Below are 16,099 nucleotides of genomic sequence, written 5' to 3' on the forward strand. Positions count from 1 at the left end.
CATCATCGATGGAGATCAACGAACTCGTCAGCATAACGCAGGGAACGCTCGCTACCATGAACCCCACGACGCCGGAGAAGGTGCTCGCCGCCGGGCGAGCGGCGGGGCTCCGGGAGGGTTCCCGCGTCGTGGAGGTAGGGTGCGGGAACGGGACGATACTCGCTCTCTGGGGGCGCGAGTACGGGATATCCGGCCTCGGCATCGAGGCCCGCGAGGACGCCTGCAGCCGGGCGGAAGAGACGTTCCGGGCCGCGGGACTCGGGGACCGGCTTTCCGTCCGGTGCATGGACGCCCGTAGTTACGTCCCCGACGGGCCGTTCGACTGCGCCGCCTCGATCGGGGCGTCCCACATCCGGGGCGGGTTTGCGGCGACGCTCGACGCTCTCCTCGATCTCGTCCACGATGAGGGAACCATCGTCATCGGCGACCGATACTGGCAATCCGACCGCACCCCGCCCGAGTTCGCCCGGGAGTGGCCCGATGTCCCGACCGAGTACGAGATCCTCGGCGCCGTGCGGGAGGCCGGGCTCGACGTCGCCGCCGTCGTCCGGTCGGGCGCGGACGACTGGGACCGCTACGAGTCGGGGATCTGGCAGTCGGTCCTCTCCTGGCTCGCTGAAAACCCCGATCATCCCGAGCGCGACTTCGTGATCGACTACCTCCACCGCATTCAGGACGAGTACTTCGGCTACGGCCGCGAGCACATGGGCTGGGCGCTCTTCGTTCTGGTGCCCGGGTTTTATTAAGCGGTTCAGGGCTTCCCGGGGCACCCCCGGCTGCCGGCCGGAAAGATTGTATCGCCCGCCCGCCGAAGGGTCCCGGCATGGAGGTCCGTGTCGGCACGAGCGGCTGGTCGTACGCGTGGAACCGTGGGAGGAGCCTTGCGTGGTTTGTCGAGCATTCGGGTCTCGATGCCATCGAGTTGAACGCGAGTTTCTACGGGTTCCCGTCGGAGAAATCGGTGCGCTCCTGGGCCGCGGCAGGGTCGGGGCTGCGGTGGAGCGTCAAGGTGAACCGGTCGATCACCCACCGGCACCGGTTCAACGAGAAGGCCGTCCCCGTATGGGAACGATTCCTGGAGAGGTTCCTCCCGCTCGACGATCTCGTCGACTTCTACCTTTTCCAGGCCCCGCCGGCTTTCGCGGACGTCGATCGCATCATCGCTTTTCTCGAGGCGATCGATCTTGAGGCGCGGTGTGCCGTGGAGGTTCGCAACCCTGCGGTGCTCGGCGACGACGGGGCGTGCCGGAAGCTGCAGGAAGCGGCCGTCCTGGTCTCGGTCGACTCTCCCGATTTCCGGGAGCGGATATTTTCCGGCGAGATCGTCTACCTCAGGATGCACGGGAGGGAAGACTGGTACCGGCACGACTATACCGGGAGCGAACTCGCCGCTATCCGGGATCGAATCGGCGATATCGGCCCGGAACGGGCGTATGTCTTCTTCAACAACGATCACGCCATGCTCGAGGATGCGAGAGCCATGGCGCGCCTCTTCGGGCGGAAGCCTCCCGTCTGACGGCAGGAAACGATTGTCCTCTCTTTATGCCGTTATTTTCTCGTTTTTTTCAATTCAGGAGCCGTGACGCAACAATCATACGGGAAAATACCAGGCCTTTTGAAAGTTGTCCGGCAAATTGGAGCAAAAAAGGGGATTGATGGACGATATGAAATAGAATTGTATAAATATCGCATGCATCATCTAATATCTTGGGGAACTATTACCCCGGTGACATGAGAGAACTCAGACGCGAGTAGGACACTTCCCCGTGGGGAAGTGTCCGCACTCACTCGTCGCGTGCGGCGTTTGCCGCGTTTGGGCGGTCGGGTGGGTATCCACCCCCTGCACCCCCTCTAATGCGGGCGCGCTCTCTTTTCCATTCCGATATGCGCAGTCTGACCTCCTCGTCCACGAACCTGAGGGGGATGCCCTGTTCCCGCGCGATTGTCGAGAGGTCGTCGTACTCGGGTTTCTCTGCGATCAGGCGGCCGCCCGCGGTCGAGGTCTTCACCCGGACGGGGTATACCCTGCCGCCGAGGCTGACCGGCACCGTCTCCTTCTCCCGGGCGGCCACCACCTTCCGGAACTCGTAAACCCGCACCCCGAGTGTCCCGGTCTCCTCCATGAGGACCCGGACCAGGTGGTCTTCCTCTCCCGCTACCGCCATCACCGATACGATGCTGACCGGCCGGTTCTTCTTCCCGAGCGCCGGGGTGACGAAGACGTCCACCGCTCCCTCGGCAAAGAGGCGCTCGACCGCGTACCCGACCACCTCGCCGGGGATATCGTCGAGGTTCGTCTCGAGGATGACCATCCGGTCCTCGCCCGGGGGGAGGCTCTCCCCCTCCACCACCCGGAGCAGGTCGGGCCGCCCCGGAACCTCCCGGGTGCCGGTACCGTAGCCGACCCGGACGGGGGCCATGGCCGGGTAGGGGTTTGCGGCACGCTCAGCAAGGCCCGCGAGCAGGGCCGCTCCTGTCGGCGTGGTCAGCTCCACGTCGACGGGCGCGGAGGCGTACGGGAACCGGTGCCGGGCGAGGATATCGAGCGTTGCGGGCGCGGGTCCCGGGATCTCGCCGTACTCCGTCCGGACGGTTCCGCCGCCGAGTGCCGGGGGCGTTGCGACGATCGTCCCCGTAAGAAGCCCGGCCCGGTCGAGGAGCAGCATCGTGCCGACGATATCGAAGATCGTGTCCACCGAGGCGATCGCGTGCCGCGAAAGCCCGGCCCGGTGGAGGTGCGCCTCGGCGGCGGCGAGGTCGTCAAGGACAGCAAGCGCCCGGGAGCGTGCGTCCGCCGAGAGGCCGGCCGCCCTCGCGGCCGCGGCAGCCGCCTCCAGGAGTTCTGTACCGTCCGTTGCGCCCTCTCCCTCGATCTCGATCGTGAGACGGGTCGCCGCGATCCCGCCGGCATCCACGGTCTTTGCCTCGTAGCGGAACTCCCGGCAGAGATCGAGGTGGCGGATCGCATCCGCAAGCGGATCGAGTGCGCGGGGCTCACCGGTGAGGTCGATGAGGGATGCGAGGAGCATATCCCCCGCTATCCCCGCGCATGCCGGGTCGATGACGAGGACCTTCATGCTCTCCCGCCGGGTTCCTCACTCCACTCCCTCGAGCGGCTTGCTGAGGCTTGCATACACCGTCTGCGCAAGTTCCGCGACCTTCTCCGCCGCCTCCCGGCCGCCGGCGATGGCGTTCGTCAGGTACGCGCCCTTCGCCGCCTTCTTCGCCGCTTCCTTCGGCTCGCTGCCGAGCGCGGCCGCGACTGCGGCCGGCACGACCATGTTGATGATGGTCTGCCCGATGTACTGCATCTCCTGGGTGAGGACGGCGCCGACGAAGATGGCGGTGCCCATATCGGGGTCATCCCGCCCCGTCCCCTCGAGCGCGTACTCCGGAACAACCCGGGCGGTGAGGTTCTCGATGTGGTAGTCCTTCCCGTCGATGGTGATGTCGTAGGAGACTTTCGGGTCGAACCCCCAGTACTTCGCGGTGAACGGGTCCGTCCGCCGCCCGTGGGGGGCGATCTCCGTGAAGCGGAATGCGATCTCTTTTCCCGTGAACCCCGAGAGGGCTGCGGAGCCCCGCTTCTCGACGAGGGCTCTCCGCTCGTCGTCGAGGGCGCCGGCCGCCTCCTCAGGTGACTTCCCCGCTTTGAGCATCTCGTAGACCTTCGCCGCCCGCCGGTAGATCGCCCGGTCCCGCACCGGCTCGCTCGCCCGGATGCAGGCCTCCGTCACCGAGCCCCGGTTCACGACCTCCGCCTTCCGGACGATGGTGTTTAAGCCGCAGAGGGCAAGCTCCGGGTCGATGAAGGACTGCATCTTGTAGTCCCGGATCGCCGTTGCGGTCGCCTCGACGTCGCCGCCGTTTGCGAGCAGCAGCCGCAGCGCCGGCAGGATGTCGCCGGCGAGATGGCCGAGGGGGACGTTCACCGGCCCGCCGGAGAACCCGGCCCCGATGATGGCGGACTCCTGGAACCCGGCGAAGAGTTCGTTCGTCACCATCGACCCGATCACCGACGGTCCGCCGACGTCCTTTAAGATCAGCCCGAAGTCGCCGACAATCCGGGCGGTGTCGTACTCCTCCCCGGTCCCCCGCACGTGGAGTTTCTCCGGGAGTTTCGCCGCCTCGACGGCCCCCTTCCCGGCGAGGTAGGCGGAGTCGACCTCCCCGAACTTCCCGAACTCCTCCCCGAGGAGGGCGTCCGGGTGGACGAGCTCCATCGTCACCGCCGCCGCGATCAGGGCCGGCCAGAGGGGGTAGGGGGTCGTCCCGGCGCCCTCCATGCTCCGCATCATCGCCTCGGTCCCGACCTTCGCGGCGTTTCTCGCGAGTTCGGGGATGTTGTAGTCCTCGCCGAGTGCGGCGTGGCCCATGACGCCCCCGCCGGCGACGAAGGGCGGCAGGACCGCGCCGTCGAGCCGGGTCAGTCTCTTCTCCATCAGCGCCTCGTAGATCGCGAGGTAGGCGGGAAACGCCGGGACGCGGTGGGTGAACTTGTTCGTCGTCAGGGCGATGGCGCTCGTCCGGTCGCCGCCGGCGTGCATCCGTGCGATGGCGCCGAGTTTCCGGTTCCCGAGCGGCACGCCGGCGCGGGCGCAGCTCCCCGAGAAGTAGGCGAGCGTCGCGACGATCAGGGCCGCGTTCGCCGGCTCGGCCCCGCCCCGTTTCGCCTCGCCCACCGCCTTCCCGATGATCGAGTCAAGCGGCAGGTGGGGGGCCGAGGCGTCGACCACCGTCATGTTCATAAGATGCATCTCGGGTGCGCCGATATTGCAGAAGATATCCTCCGCGAGCGAGTTCGCCGCGGCGAACGCGGGGATGACGAGCGCCCCGTGTCCCCGGGTCGCCGCCTCCAGCTTATCGACGGTCATGTAGTCGGGCTTGAACGTCACGGCATGGGCCGCGGCGAGGAGCACCCTCTCTCGTTCGGTATCCATAATCCTGTAACCTCCGATCCTTGAATGCGAACTGGCGGCTCCAGGCATAAAAACGTGCCGCCCGGGGAGGGGCCGGCGGTTCCGGTCACATATACAGCGCCTGGAGGGCGACGACCTCGGCGCTGTCCTTTGCCCGTGAATAGTCTTCGAGGGGGTCGGCATTCACCTCAAAAAAGCGCAGCCCCCACCCGAACGGGGCGAGGACGTCATGCGCCTGCTCTTTCTCCCCGAGGATGTAGAGGGTTGCGGCCATCGCCTCCACCGAGGTGAGCCGGAACGGCCGGCCGAAGTTCACCGGGTTTGCGGCCACCAGGAACGGAAGCGCCCGGCGATTGCGCCAGGAGGCGACGGCCCCGGTATCGAGCACCTCCCAGGAGCAGTCGAGCGCCGTTATCGAGGGGAGGTGCCGGTCGGCGGGAGAGACCGCCTGCTCCGCTGTCGGGTCGAGGAGGAGGGTCGAGCGGGGGATCTTTGCGATGCTCGGGACGATCCGGACAAGCCCGCGCCGGGCGAGTTTCTTCACCGTGCACTTCCGGGGGTCGCAGGTGTCGTCCCGGTAGGCGTAGAGCGGTATCATCTGCTTTGTTATGGTACGCCGTCGAATTACTATCAATGTACGTGCTCATCGCCCCCTGCATCCGGAACCCCGCGTGCCGCGCCCGCGGGATAACGACCGATGAGGACATTCGTTGCTTTAATCGTGCCGTGGAGCGCTGCCGGCGCTTCTCGATCGAGATGGTCCCGCTTCCCTGCCCGGAGACGATCTACCTCGGCGCCGACCGGGAACCGGGCTCGTTTATAGAGCGGCTCGCGACCGACGAGTTTGCCGCGCTCCTTGATGGGCTCGAGGCGGAGGTCCGCGCCGCGATACGGGAGCGCGCCGAGCCGCCGCTCGCGATCGTCGGGGTGGACTCCTCCCCCACCTGCGGGGTGAACGCCACCTACCACTCGTCCGTTAAACAGCCCGGGCGCGGGGCGTTTCTCGCCCGGTTCCCGGATATCCCGGCGGTCGACGTGAAGGAGTTCGCCCGCTACCGGGTCTACCTCGCCGCCCCGCTCTTTTCGGAGGCTGAGAGGACCTACAACCTCGCGCTCCGCGACCTTCTCCAGGAGCACCTCTTCGACGTCTACCTCCCCCAGGAGGTGGGGGATACGAGCCACACCCGGAGCCGGAAGGAGCACCGGGCCATCTTTGCGCAGCACCTCCAGGCCCTCCGTGATGCCGATATCATCGTCGCGGTCATCGACGGCGCGGACGCCGATTCCGGGACCTCCTGGGAGATGGGGTACGCATATGCCCTCGGGAAGAAGGTCGTCGCGCTTCGCACCGATTTCCGGATCGCCGGACATCACGAGCGGGTCAACCTGATGCTCGAAGAGTCCGCGGCCGTGGTCACGGCAAAAGAGGATCTGCCCCGGGCGCTCGGATCGCCGCTTTTGGCCTCAGGGTGACGCCGGCCGCCTCTTCTCCATCGAGAGGACGTTCTTCCCGCCCTCGCGGGCGTAGGTTACGCTGTCCATCGCCGTCCGGATAAAGTGGATCCCGAGCCCCCCGATCGGCCGCTCTTCCGCGGGGACGTCGAGCAGCGGCGGCGGGGCGGTGAGCGGGTCGAAGGCAACGCCGTCGTCGGTGATCGTCACGTACACGGCGTCGTCGTCTGCGGTGCAGGCGATCGTGATCGTCCCGGCTTCCCTGCCGCCGTACCCGTAGAGGATGGTGTTGCTGCAGGCCTCGTCCACGGCGAGCTGGACCGCAAAAACGAGATCCTCGCCGCACCCGGCGAGCGTCTCCGCGAGGAAGTCGGCGATATTCGCGAGTGCGCCAAGATCCGCCCGCACGGTGAGGTCCGCCATCACACCACCCGGAGAACCATGAGGGTCAGGTCGTCAAACTGCGGTTCGTCTCCCGAGAACTCCATGACCGCGTCGCGGACCCTGTCGACGATCTCGGCCGAAGACCGGTTGAGGCAGCCGATGACGGTCTCGATCAGCCGTTCTTCCCCGAACTGCTCTTCGTCGGGGTTGATCGCCTCGGTGATGCCGTCGGTGTAGAGCAGGACGAGGTCTCCGCTCTCGAGGCTGACCGTCTCCTCGCCGTAATCGGCCTCCGGCATGACCCCGAGGATGATCCCGGTCCCTTTCAGTGTCATGGGCCGGCCGCCGCCCGACCGGAAGAGGAGGGGCGGGTTGTGCCCCGCGTTGACGTAGGTGAGCGTCCTGTTTGCCGGGTCGGCGACCGCGTAGAAGAGGGTGACGAACATCCCGGACTTCGCGTCCTCGGCGATCAGCGAATTAGCCTCCCGGACGGCATCGCGGGCGCTCCGCGGCACCAGCGCGTTCGCCCGCAGCACCGTCCGCGAGAGCGCCATGAAAAGCGCCGCAGGAACACCTTTCCCCGAGACGTCGGCTATGACGATGGCGGTCCGGCCGCCGGTGAGGGGGATCGCGTCGTAGAAGTCCCCGCCGACCTCCTTTGCCGGCAGCGAGAGAGCGGCGATCTCAAGGCCGGGAACCTCCGGCAGCCGGTCGGGGAGGAAACTCATCTGGATGTCGTGGGCGATCCGGAGTTCGGCCTTCTTCCGCTCGAGTTCCGAGAGATAGGTGTCCCGTTCTGCCTTCGTCTGCCGCTCGGCGATCAGGTTTCCGATGATGAGCGCGAAGAGGAAGACCCCGGTGGCGTTGGCGATGATCATCGGGAAGGCCACATCCTCGACGACCTCGAGCGCCTCGTCGAACGGCCGGCAGAGGAGGAGGGTGATCCCCATGTGGAACGCCTCCATGCCGACGGCGAAGAGGACCGCACCGTGCATCCCGATGAACCTGCGGCCCGCGGCAAGGAAGATCAGCCCCCCGAAGAGGCCCGCGAGGATGGTTGCGGTCGCGCACGGGACGGCGGTGAACCCCCCGAGGGAGAAGCGGTACGCCGCGCCGATCAGGCCGGCGCCGAGTCCCACCACCGGGCCGCAGGCGAGCCCCCCCACCATGGGGCCGAGGTCGCGGACGTTCGCGGTGGCACCGAGGATGGTGATGCCGCTCTCGGTGCCGTAGATGGAGAGCGCCCCGAAGAGGAGGGTGAGAACCGCCTGGCTCTTCCAGGTGACGAGACCGTCGAGCACCCGGGTGAACGACGCCGTCCGGGTGATCAGGTAGGCGGCCACCATGATGACGCAGATCATCTGCAGGAGCACGAGGAACATATCGCCAATGATGGAGAACGCCATACCGGTCTACACCATCCCGGGATGCCGCTCAGGGCCCCGCCGTGAACCCGGCAAGCGCCGCCGCTTCGTCGGGGAAGAGGGAGAAGATCCGGTGAAACCCAGCCATGGTGAAGACCTCGAGGATCTGCGGTTGCGCACAGGCTATCCGGAGCGTCCCGCCGTCCTTCTTCAGCCGCTTCAGCGCGGCAAGCAGCACCCGGAGGCCGGAGCTGCTGATGTAGTCGAGGTCGCAGAGGTTGACGAGGAGGCTTCTCCCCCCGGCATCGAGCACCTGGTTGATCCGCTCTTCCGCCTTCTCCGAAGAGCCGGCGTCGAGCCTTCCTTTTACCGCGATGATATCGACGGTGCCCGCTCTTCTCCCGGTGATCTCAACGTGCCCGCTCATTGCACGAATTTTTGCTCTGATGAAAGATAGATGTTGCTTTCTGATCCGTGGGCGTCTCTTACGGGGAGAACAAAAAAAAGAGGGTGTATTGTCGGGTGTGTGATAACCATGCGGTGGGTGCGGGCAGTCCCGGAGCGGTTGTGCCGCCCGCCCGGGTCCCCATCCACCGTGCCGGTATGAGTGTTTAGAGAGGTGTGCCTGTGTACCGGGGGTTTCCCGGCGTGTTGTGACGTTGACGCAATCAGCGTGGTGAATGTTCTGTTCACCGTTCCCAGCCGTTCTTGTGCCGGTCCGGGCCACATGTGCCTGTGCGGCCCGGGTTGTCGGAGAGATTCCCCGTCTCCCGACTCTGGGGATCACAGATTGATCTGTTTTACTTATATTGTTTTTGGTCAATGCCTTGCATTGTGATGTAGCGTTGTGTGTAGCATCATAGCATGCGACACTGCAAAACCCTATATCCCCCGGGGCGAAACTCTGTTTGCACATGGATCCCACTACCGACGCACTCTCTCTTCTGCTTGGCGCCTTGAAAGAGCACCCGCGGGGCATGTCGGTCTCCGATCTTGCCGCCGCCGTCGGAATCAACCGCAACACCGTCTCCCGGTACCTCGACGTCCTCCTCGTATCGGGCCAGGTTGAGATGGAGACCTACGGGAAGGCCAAGGTCTTTTACCTCTCGCAGAGGGTCCCCATCGCCGCCATGCTCAACTTCTCGTCGGATCTTGTGCTGGTGCTCGACCGCGACCGCCGGATCGTCCAGGCGAACGATGCCGTCTGCGCGTTTTCGGGAAGTGAGAGAGACGATATCATCGGGAAAAGTATCGAGACGTCGCCGCTTGCCGCGTTCGACCATCCGCTGATACGGAGCCGGATCACCGATGCCCTGAACGGCCGTGAGGTCACGGAGGAACTCCGGTTCCTGCGGCACGGCGAGGAGCTCTTCTTCCGGATCAAGTTCCTCCCCACCGTCTTCAACGACGGGGCGCCGGGAGTCACCATCATCCTCGAGAACATCACCGAGGGGCGGCGGGCGGAGGAGGCCCTGCGCGAGAGCGAGTTCCTCTTCCGGAGCCTCGTCGAGAACATCAGCGACCTGATCCTGAACGTCGACGAGGCCTGCACGTTCACCTACGTCAGTCCCAAGAGCCGGGAGATCCTCGGCTACGCGCCCGAAGAGATGCTTCAAAAGACGCCCTGCGACTTCATGCCCCTGGAGTTGCAGGACCGGGTCAGAGAGCAGTTTACCGGGCTCTTCGCCGACCCGAAACCGGGAGTTCTCTTTGAGTGGACGATGCTTCATAGGGATGGGAGCCCCGTCATCCTCGAGGTGAGCGGGACGCCGGTCTACGATATGATCGGCGACTTCACCGGCTATCGGGTGGTCTGCCGTGACGTCACCGAACGGGCGCGTGCCACAAAGAGGGTGGCCCAGTGGAAGTCGTTCCTCTACTCGGTGGTCAACAACATCCCGAGCATGGTCTTCGTGCGGGAGGTGGAGGGGAACACGTTCGTCTTCTCGAATAAGGCCGCCGAGACGTTTCTGGGGATGACGCAGGAGGAGATGGCGGGAAAGCGTGCCACGGACCTTTTCCCGCCGGAAATGGTGGCATTCTTTGCCGACGGCGACCGGGATCTCCTGGAGCGGACGGTCGCCCTTGAGGAGAAGGCCCACCTCGCAAGCGGGCGGACCATCTCCATGAAGAAGATCCCGATCTTCAACTCCCGGGGCATGCTGAAGTACATGCTCGGGATTGCCGAGGACGTCACCGACCGCGCCGCCGCCGAAGACCTCCTGATTGCCGAGCGCGACCGGGCGCAGGGCTACCTGGAGGCGGCCGGCGTGATGATCGCGGTGATCGGGGCGGACGGCACCATCGACCTCGTCAACCGGAAGGGGAGCGAAATTCTCGGGTATGTCGAGGGAGACCTCGCCGGGAAGAACTGGTTTGCAACGGTCGTCCCGGAGCGCCTGCGCGACCGTCTCGCCCAGAACTTTCAGCGCCTGGTGGCCGGCCTGATCGAGCCCCCTCCTTTCGAGGAGAGCCCGGTCGTCGCCCGGGACGGCCGGGAGCGGCTGATACTCTGGCACAACGCCCTCCTGCGCGACGCAGACGGCAACGTCGTGGCGATGGTGAGCTCCGGCGAGGAGATCGAGGAGTAACCGGCCCGGATTTCGACGATACGGGTAACCCCCGGAGATCCGACCGTATCATCGCTTTCCTCCCCCCTCCTGCGGTTTCGGGGGTCATCCCTTAAATACGCCGCGGGGCACATAGAGTATTGGTGACAACGTTGGTGGACATCATCTCCCTTGTCCTTATCGCCGTCGTGGTGCTGATCGTCATCGGCATTGCCGCGGCCGGCGTAGGCATTTACAACCGGTTCTTCTCCCTCAAAAACTCCGCCGAAGCGACGGTCGGGCAGGTGAAGGTCGCGATGAAGAAGCGGCTGGATATGATCGAGCAGCTCCTCGGTGCGGTGAAGAGCTACGCGGCCTTCGAGAAGGAGACCCTGACCGAGGTGACCGCGATGCGGTCGCGCATCGGCAGCGCCGGTCCGGGCGACCTGAACGAACTCGAGCGCGAGTCCCGGTCGGTTCTCGGGCGGCTGCTTGCGGTCGCGGAGAACTACCCCGACCTCAAGACCTCGCAGACGGTGCAGAACCTGATGGGCGCGGTCCAGGGTGTCGAGGACGAGATCGCCCGGCACCGCTACACCTACAACAACATCGCCCAGCAGTACAATACCATGACCGATACGGTCCCCTCGAACCTGGTCGCCGGCGTCATGGGCTTTAAGAAGCTGGAGTACCTGGAGTTCGGCGAGGAGATCGAGCGGGTTCCGACAATAGCGTTCTGATGAAATATGCGCGTAACTGAACGGCAGCAGATCCTCGTTCTTGTTGCCATCACCCTGATCGTCGGGGTGCTGGCAGTCGCCGGAGCGAATGCGCTCCCCGGCCTCTTCCGGGGAGGCCTGGAGATAGAGCAGTACGATGCCGTCTTCTACGAGAACGGGACCCTGATCGAGCGCTACACCTACGACGTCCGGTCGGCGGGGGAGTACAGGATGCTCTTTCGCTACTGGGACGCGCCGCTTGCTTTTTCCGCAATCGACCGGCCGCACATCGAGTTCCTGGGGATGACCGCTCCGCCCGGGACCATCGGCTACGCCAAGGATTACTGGGGCGAGGTGAGGACGGCCGCCGGGACCGCGACCTCCACCGACCTCGCGACGATACGGAGCCTTGCGTTCGATAACGAGGTGGGCCTCTACAACCCCGACTACTTCGCCCCGGGCACCTACACGGTGGAATACCGCTACCGGGTCCGGCCGCCGATCGAGTACGACAGCCAGTGGGCGCACCTGAACCTGAAACTCGTGGACGAGCACGTCCCCTACCGGGACCTCCGGATTACCCTGCCGTTCGCAGGTGTTATCGAGGAGGTCTACACGCATCCCCCGACCCTCGAGGTCGAGCGGACGGAAGAGGCCGTCGTCATCACGGGGAGCGCCCCCCAGGACGACGCGCTGAACGTCGAGATGATCCTCGACCCCGCATTCATGGAAGAGATCGACGGATTCCCTGAGTTCGTCCCGGACGTGCGGCAGCAGGCGGCCGACGCCAACCGGTGGCCCCCCATCCTCTACGGCGCGGCGAGCGTTCTCTACGGCCTTGCGACCGCCCTCGTCCTCGCGATGCCGTTCATTCTCCTCGGCATCTACCTCCGCTACGGCAGGGAAAAACCGTTCACGGTGCCGGAATACCTGAGTTTCACGCCGAATACCGCGCTCAAGCCCTGGCAGGTGAACCTCCTCTTCAAGGGCGACGCCCTCGAGTTCGACGATAACGGGTTCTACGCGACGGTCCTCGACCTCCACCGGCAGAAAAAGATTGTGGTTGCCGAGAAACCGGACGGCGACGGCGTCACGGTCCGGATCGTCTCGGGGGAGTCGACCGATCCCTACGAGCAGCGGGTGCTCAACTTCCTTGCAAACATCGCCGACGACCACGTCGTGGACACCGCCGAGCTTGAGAAGTTCGCCCAGACCGCCCGGCGGAGCCCCGGCTACCAGCACCGGATCCTGCAGTACCAGCAGTCGCTTGCCGCGCTGACCCGGGACGTGGATACCACCCTCGCCCGGCGGTACATCAAGGACGGCCGGACGATGATCCTCCCGCTCGTCTTCCTCGGCGCCATCCCCTGCGGGCTTGCGATTCTCGTGTTCATTCTCGCGCCGGGCGCGGCCTACCTCCTCATTCCGGCCGGCGTCCTCTCGTTCATCGTCGCGGTCCAGGTCGGGATCGCGGCCCTCTTCCCCTCGACGCTGTTTGGGTTCTGGAAGGGGGACCATTACAAGGAGAAACTCGAATGGGACGCGTTCGCCTACTTCCTCTCGGACCTCGCCCTGATCCGGCAGTACTCCCCTGCAGACCTCTCGATGTGGGGGGAATGGCTGGTCTACGGGACGGCGCTCGGCCTCGGCGATAAGGTCGAGCAGGCGATGAAGAACCTGAATATCAGCCTCCCGGACGTCGGGGTGCCGCTCTACTCGAGGATGCCGGTGATCTTTGCCCCGATCGTCTTCTACTCCCCGCCGTCAAGCGGCGGCAGAGGAGGGTTCGGTGGCGGCGGGTCCTTCGGCGGCGGCGGCGGCTTCGGCGGCGGCGGTGTCGGGGGACGTTAATACCCTTTTTTCCGCCCGGCATACGGCTCCTTCGGGCGGATAGGTCCGAATCTCTTCGTAGTTAAGGTAACCTACTTACCTCCGGCGGGAGTATGTATCCCTGTTGATGCCTATGACGGGATCCTATCCGAACTATCTGGTCGTCGTCCTTGTCCTCTTCGGGGCCGTCGTCGCCTGCGGGTGCATGGCCGCCGACGGCGGGGAGACAACGGCCGACCGCGTCTCCGGGAACGGCACGGTCACCTATATCGACCTCGAGGGCGGGTTCTACGGTATCGTCGCCGATGACGGCGAGCGCTATCTCCCCGCCGACCTCCCGGCGGAGTACCGGCAGGACGGTCTCCGGGTGCTCTTCAGCGCCGATGTGAAGGACGACGGTGCGGGGATCCATATGTGGGGAACCCCGGTCGAGATTCGGTCGATCGAGGTGATCGAAGGCGTCCTGCTCGTCTCCGGGAACGCCACGGTCGCCTACGTCGACCTTGAAGGCGGGTTTTACGGGCTCGTCGCCGACGACGGCAGAAATTACCTCCCGCTCAACCTGAACGAGACCCGGGCGGTTGACGGCACGAACGTGACGTTCGTCGCCCGGGTGCTGGAGAACACCGTGACCATCCAGCAGTGGGGCACACCCGTGGAGGTCATCGCCATCGATGGGGCAGGGAACACGACCTATGTCGCAAAGACCGGGACGGTCACGTTCATCGACCTCGAAGGCGGGTTTTACGGTATCGTCGCCGATGACGGCGAACGCTACCTCCCGCTCGACCTGAACGAGACCTATCGCGTCGACGGGATGCGCCTTACCTTCGTCGGGGAGGTTGCCCGGGACACCGCGACGATCCAGCAGTGGGGGACGCCGGTCGAGATCATCGACGTCCCGTGGGCATGCGTCCGGTGCGGCGGAAGCGCCGGCATCGCGAACCCTGCTGCGGTCTGGTGCATCGAGCAGGGCCATACCTACGAGATCCGCAAGAACCCCGACGGCAGCGAGTATGGTGTCTGCATCTTTGCGAACGGCACTGAGGTCGATGCCTGGGACTACTACCGGCAGACCCACTGACCTCTCTTTTTGCAAAGGGCCAGGCGTTGCATAAGCCCCGGTGAGAAACGAGCGCTTTTTTCCCTCTCGCGCCGATAGAAGAGCCATGGACGTGACGGTCAGCGAACGGGACGATACGGCAATCGTATCGGTTGACGGCAGAATCGACGCAGAATCGGCGGAACGCCTGGATACGGCACTTTCCGGGGCCCTGGCCCGGGGCGGGCGGCGGGTGCTCGTGAACCTGGAGAAGGCGGCCTACATGAGCAGCAGCGGCCTCCGCGTGCTCCTCGGAAAACTCCGGGACCTCGCGGGAACGGATAAGGAGATGGCACTCTGCTCGCTCCAGCCCGACGTCTACCGGGTCTTCCTGCTCGCGGGCGTCCATGAGGTCTTTCCTATCTACGTGGGCCTGGACGAGATCCTGGCCGCGGGCGAGCAGGATCGGGAGAAGAAGGAGAACGGGTCGCCGTGACGGACAGAACGAGTGCGCTGATCCGCATCCTCCGCGACGGCGGGAGCGCCGACCGGATGGCGGCGGCGGCGGACCTCGCCGCCCTCGGCCCGGCCGCCCTTGCGCCCCTTCTTTCTGCGCTCGACGATCCCGACCCCCGCCTTCGGATGTGGGCGGCCTACACCCTCGGGATGATCGGGGACGCCGGAGCGGTCCCGGCATTAATGCAGGCGCTCGAGGACACCGACCCTGGTGTCGCGAAGTGGGCGGCCGCCGCCCTCCGCCGCGTCCGGGACGCGGCCGGGGGATGCGGCTGCCGGTTCTGCTGACCTCTTTTACCGGCGCCGGCCGGCGAGCGTCAGGGCGAACCCGGCCGCTGCTACGGTCAGGGCGACCGGGAGCGACGCAGCGGTCGGCGTTGGGGTTGCCGGCTCCGTCGTCGCGGTCGGGACCGGTGTCGCCGTCTCCGTTGCCGTCGGTGCGGTCGTCGGCGGTGTTGTCGGTGTGGGGGTTGCCGTCGGTGTGACCGTCGCGGTCGCGGTGGGCGTCGGTGTCGCGGTCGTATCCACCCCGACGCGATTCGCTACCGTGAACGTCACGGGTTCGGAGTCTGGAGCGTAGGCGTCGAACGCTGCCGGTGTTCTCCACGCGGCCCGGACCGAGTAGGTTCCCGGCTCACCGAGGCCGGAGAGCGGGAGTGCACCGGGCCTGCCGGTGTCGTCGGTGTAGAACCGGGTCGAACTGACGTTTAACCCCGCGAAGTTGAGCCCCCCAATGGCGGTCGTCTCCGCGCCGCCCGGCGTGGTGAGCACGAGGTCGATCGTCGCCGGGTAGACGCCGTCCGCCTGGTAGAACGCCCCGACGTCAGGGGCGACTACCCGGAACGCGATCCGGGTGTTCGGTGAAACCGTAAGCCCGGACAGGGGCTCGTTGTGGTAGGGGTTCGCGAGCACCACGTCGAGGAAGATCTCGGGCTCGCGGATCATGACCTGTGCTGTGTTGCCGTCCTCGGGGTTGAAGGCGTAGTAGGTCCCGTACTCCCCGCTTACGAGAAAGTCCTGCACATCGAAGCTGGTATCGTCGGTGACCGGGATGCTCTTCGTGACCCCCTGGTCGGGGTTGTCGTCCTGGTACTTCCGGAGCGTCGCAACAGGGTTATCCGTGGTTGCGTTGCGAAGCTGCGAAAGATCGAGCCCCTCTTCGTAGACGAAGATCGTATCGTAGGGCTGGATATCGCTGATCGTCGGGCCGCGGGCTCCGGCCTGCCCCATGCAGAGGGCAAGGATACAGACGGCGAGGAGGACCGGGAGGCCCCGCCTGCGGATCCAATCAGGTGTCATGACATCCCGTGTGCTGATTCTGTTG

16 protein-coding genes are annotated in these 16,099 nt (G+C 65.5%); 9 read left to right on the top strand and 7 right to left on the bottom strand.

Annotated features, from left to right (window positions below):
- Positions 1–8 precede the first annotated feature (8 nt).
- A complete protein-coding gene (locus tag BRA62_RS03485; RefSeq protein WP_292364862.1) occupies positions 9–746 on the top strand; it encodes an SAM-dependent methyltransferase in 738 nt (245 codons plus the stop codon).
- A 77-nt stretch (positions 747–823) separates the two neighbouring features.
- Positions 824–1,516: a DUF72 domain-containing protein gene (locus tag BRA62_RS03490; protein ID WP_292364865.1), complete on the top strand. Its 693-nt coding sequence runs from the start codon at positions 824–826 to the stop codon at positions 1,514–1,516.
- Between the two features lie 268 nt (positions 1,517–1,784).
- On the opposite strand, the gene larC is transcribed toward BRA62_RS03490, so the two are convergent.
- The 3 genes from larC to BRA62_RS03505 all read right to left on the bottom strand — a co-directional run bounded on the left by larC (position 1,785) and on the right by BRA62_RS03505 (position 5,517).
- A complete protein-coding gene (gene larC / locus BRA62_RS03495; protein ID WP_292364867.1) occupies positions 1,785–3,077 on the bottom strand; it encodes a nickel pincer cofactor biosynthesis protein LarC in 1,293 nt (430 codons plus the stop codon).
- 18 nt (positions 3,078–3,095) lie between these two features.
- Positions 3,096–4,940 carry a hypothetical protein gene (locus BRA62_RS03500; protein WP_292364868.1) on the bottom strand — a complete coding sequence of 615 codons (1,845 nt, stop codon included), beginning with the start codon at positions 4,938–4,940 and terminating at the stop codon, positions 3,096–3,098.
- An 85-nt stretch (positions 4,941–5,025) separates the two neighbouring features.
- Positions 5,026–5,517: a DUF367 family protein gene (locus BRA62_RS03505; protein ID WP_292364870.1), complete on the bottom strand. Its 492-nt coding sequence runs from the start codon at positions 5,515–5,517 to the stop codon at positions 5,026–5,028.
- Between the two features lie 35 nt (positions 5,518–5,552).
- Here BRA62_RS03505 and BRA62_RS03510 point away from each other — a divergent pair, with 35 nt between their 5' ends.
- Entirely contained in the window at positions 5,553–6,392 is an 840-nt protein-coding gene (locus BRA62_RS03510) for a nucleoside 2-deoxyribosyltransferase (protein ID WP_292364872.1), read from the top strand.
- Here the strand turns inward: BRA62_RS03510 and BRA62_RS03515 are convergent.
- Genes BRA62_RS03515 through BRA62_RS03525 form a run of 3 tightly spaced genes read right to left on the bottom strand, consistent with a single transcriptional unit; the run spans position 6,384 to position 8,546 of the window.
- A complete protein-coding gene (locus BRA62_RS03515; protein WP_292364874.1) occupies positions 6,384–6,794 on the bottom strand; it encodes an ATP-binding protein in 411 nt (136 codons plus the stop codon). The genes BRA62_RS03510 and BRA62_RS03515 overlap by 9 nt on opposite strands.
- Positions 6,794–8,161 carry a PP2C family protein-serine/threonine phosphatase gene (locus tag BRA62_RS03520; protein WP_292364876.1) on the bottom strand — a complete coding sequence of 456 codons (1,368 nt, stop codon included), beginning with the start codon at positions 8,159–8,161 and terminating at the stop codon, positions 6,794–6,796. Before BRA62_RS03520 ends, BRA62_RS03515 begins: the two co-directional genes overlap by 1 nt.
- 28 nt (positions 8,162–8,189) lie before the next feature.
- Positions 8,190–8,546 (bottom strand): STAS domain-containing protein, encoded by a 357-nt coding sequence (locus BRA62_RS03525; protein WP_292364878.1) that lies wholly within the window; start codon positions 8,544–8,546, stop codon positions 8,190–8,192.
- Positions 8,547–9,033: 487 nt separating this feature from the next.
- On the opposite strand from BRA62_RS03525, the gene BRA62_RS03530 reads away from it, so the two are divergent.
- The 6 genes from BRA62_RS03530 (at position 9,034) to BRA62_RS03555 (ending at position 15,063) form a co-directional block, all read left to right on the top strand.
- Positions 9,034–10,710, top strand: a complete 1,677-nt coding sequence (locus BRA62_RS03530) for a PAS domain S-box protein (protein WP_292364880.1) — start codon at positions 9,034–9,036, stop codon at positions 10,708–10,710.
- A gap of 119 nt (positions 10,711–10,829) precedes the next feature.
- The gene (locus tag BRA62_RS03535; RefSeq protein ID WP_292364881.1) at positions 10,830–11,408 is read left to right on the top strand and encodes a LemA family protein; all 579 of its coding nucleotides are present in this window, start codon (positions 10,830–10,832) and stop codon (positions 11,406–11,408) included.
- 6 nt (positions 11,409–11,414) lie between these two features.
- A complete protein-coding gene (locus BRA62_RS03540) occupies positions 11,415–13,238 on the top strand; it encodes a DUF2207 domain-containing protein (protein WP_292364882.1) in 1,824 nt (607 codons plus the stop codon).
- Between the two features lie 106 nt (positions 13,239–13,344).
- Positions 13,345–14,301: a DUF333 domain-containing protein gene (locus BRA62_RS03545; protein ID WP_292364883.1), complete on the top strand. Its 957-nt coding sequence runs from the start codon at positions 13,345–13,347 to the stop codon at positions 14,299–14,301.
- Positions 14,302–14,386: 85 nt separating this feature from the next.
- Positions 14,387–14,755 (top strand): STAS domain-containing protein, encoded by a 369-nt coding sequence (locus tag BRA62_RS03550; RefSeq protein ID WP_292364885.1) that lies wholly within the window; start codon positions 14,387–14,389, stop codon positions 14,753–14,755.
- A complete protein-coding gene (locus BRA62_RS03555; RefSeq protein ID WP_292364887.1) occupies positions 14,752–15,063 on the top strand; it encodes a HEAT repeat domain-containing protein in 312 nt (103 codons plus the stop codon). The genes BRA62_RS03550 and BRA62_RS03555 overlap by 4 nt, the downstream gene beginning before the upstream one ends.
- A gap of 6 nt (positions 15,064–15,069) precedes the next feature.
- Here the strand turns inward: BRA62_RS03555 and BRA62_RS03560 are convergent, their stop codons facing one another.
- A complete protein-coding gene (locus BRA62_RS03560) occupies positions 15,070–16,074 on the bottom strand; it encodes a DUF3821 domain-containing protein (protein ID WP_292364888.1) in 1,005 nt (334 codons plus the stop codon).
- Positions 16,075–16,099: the final 25 nt, after the last annotated feature.

It is taken from the genome of Methanoculleus sp. UBA208 (assembly GCF_002498065.1).
GTDB lineage: Archaea > Halobacteriota > Methanomicrobia > Methanomicrobiales > Methanoculleaceae > Methanoculleus.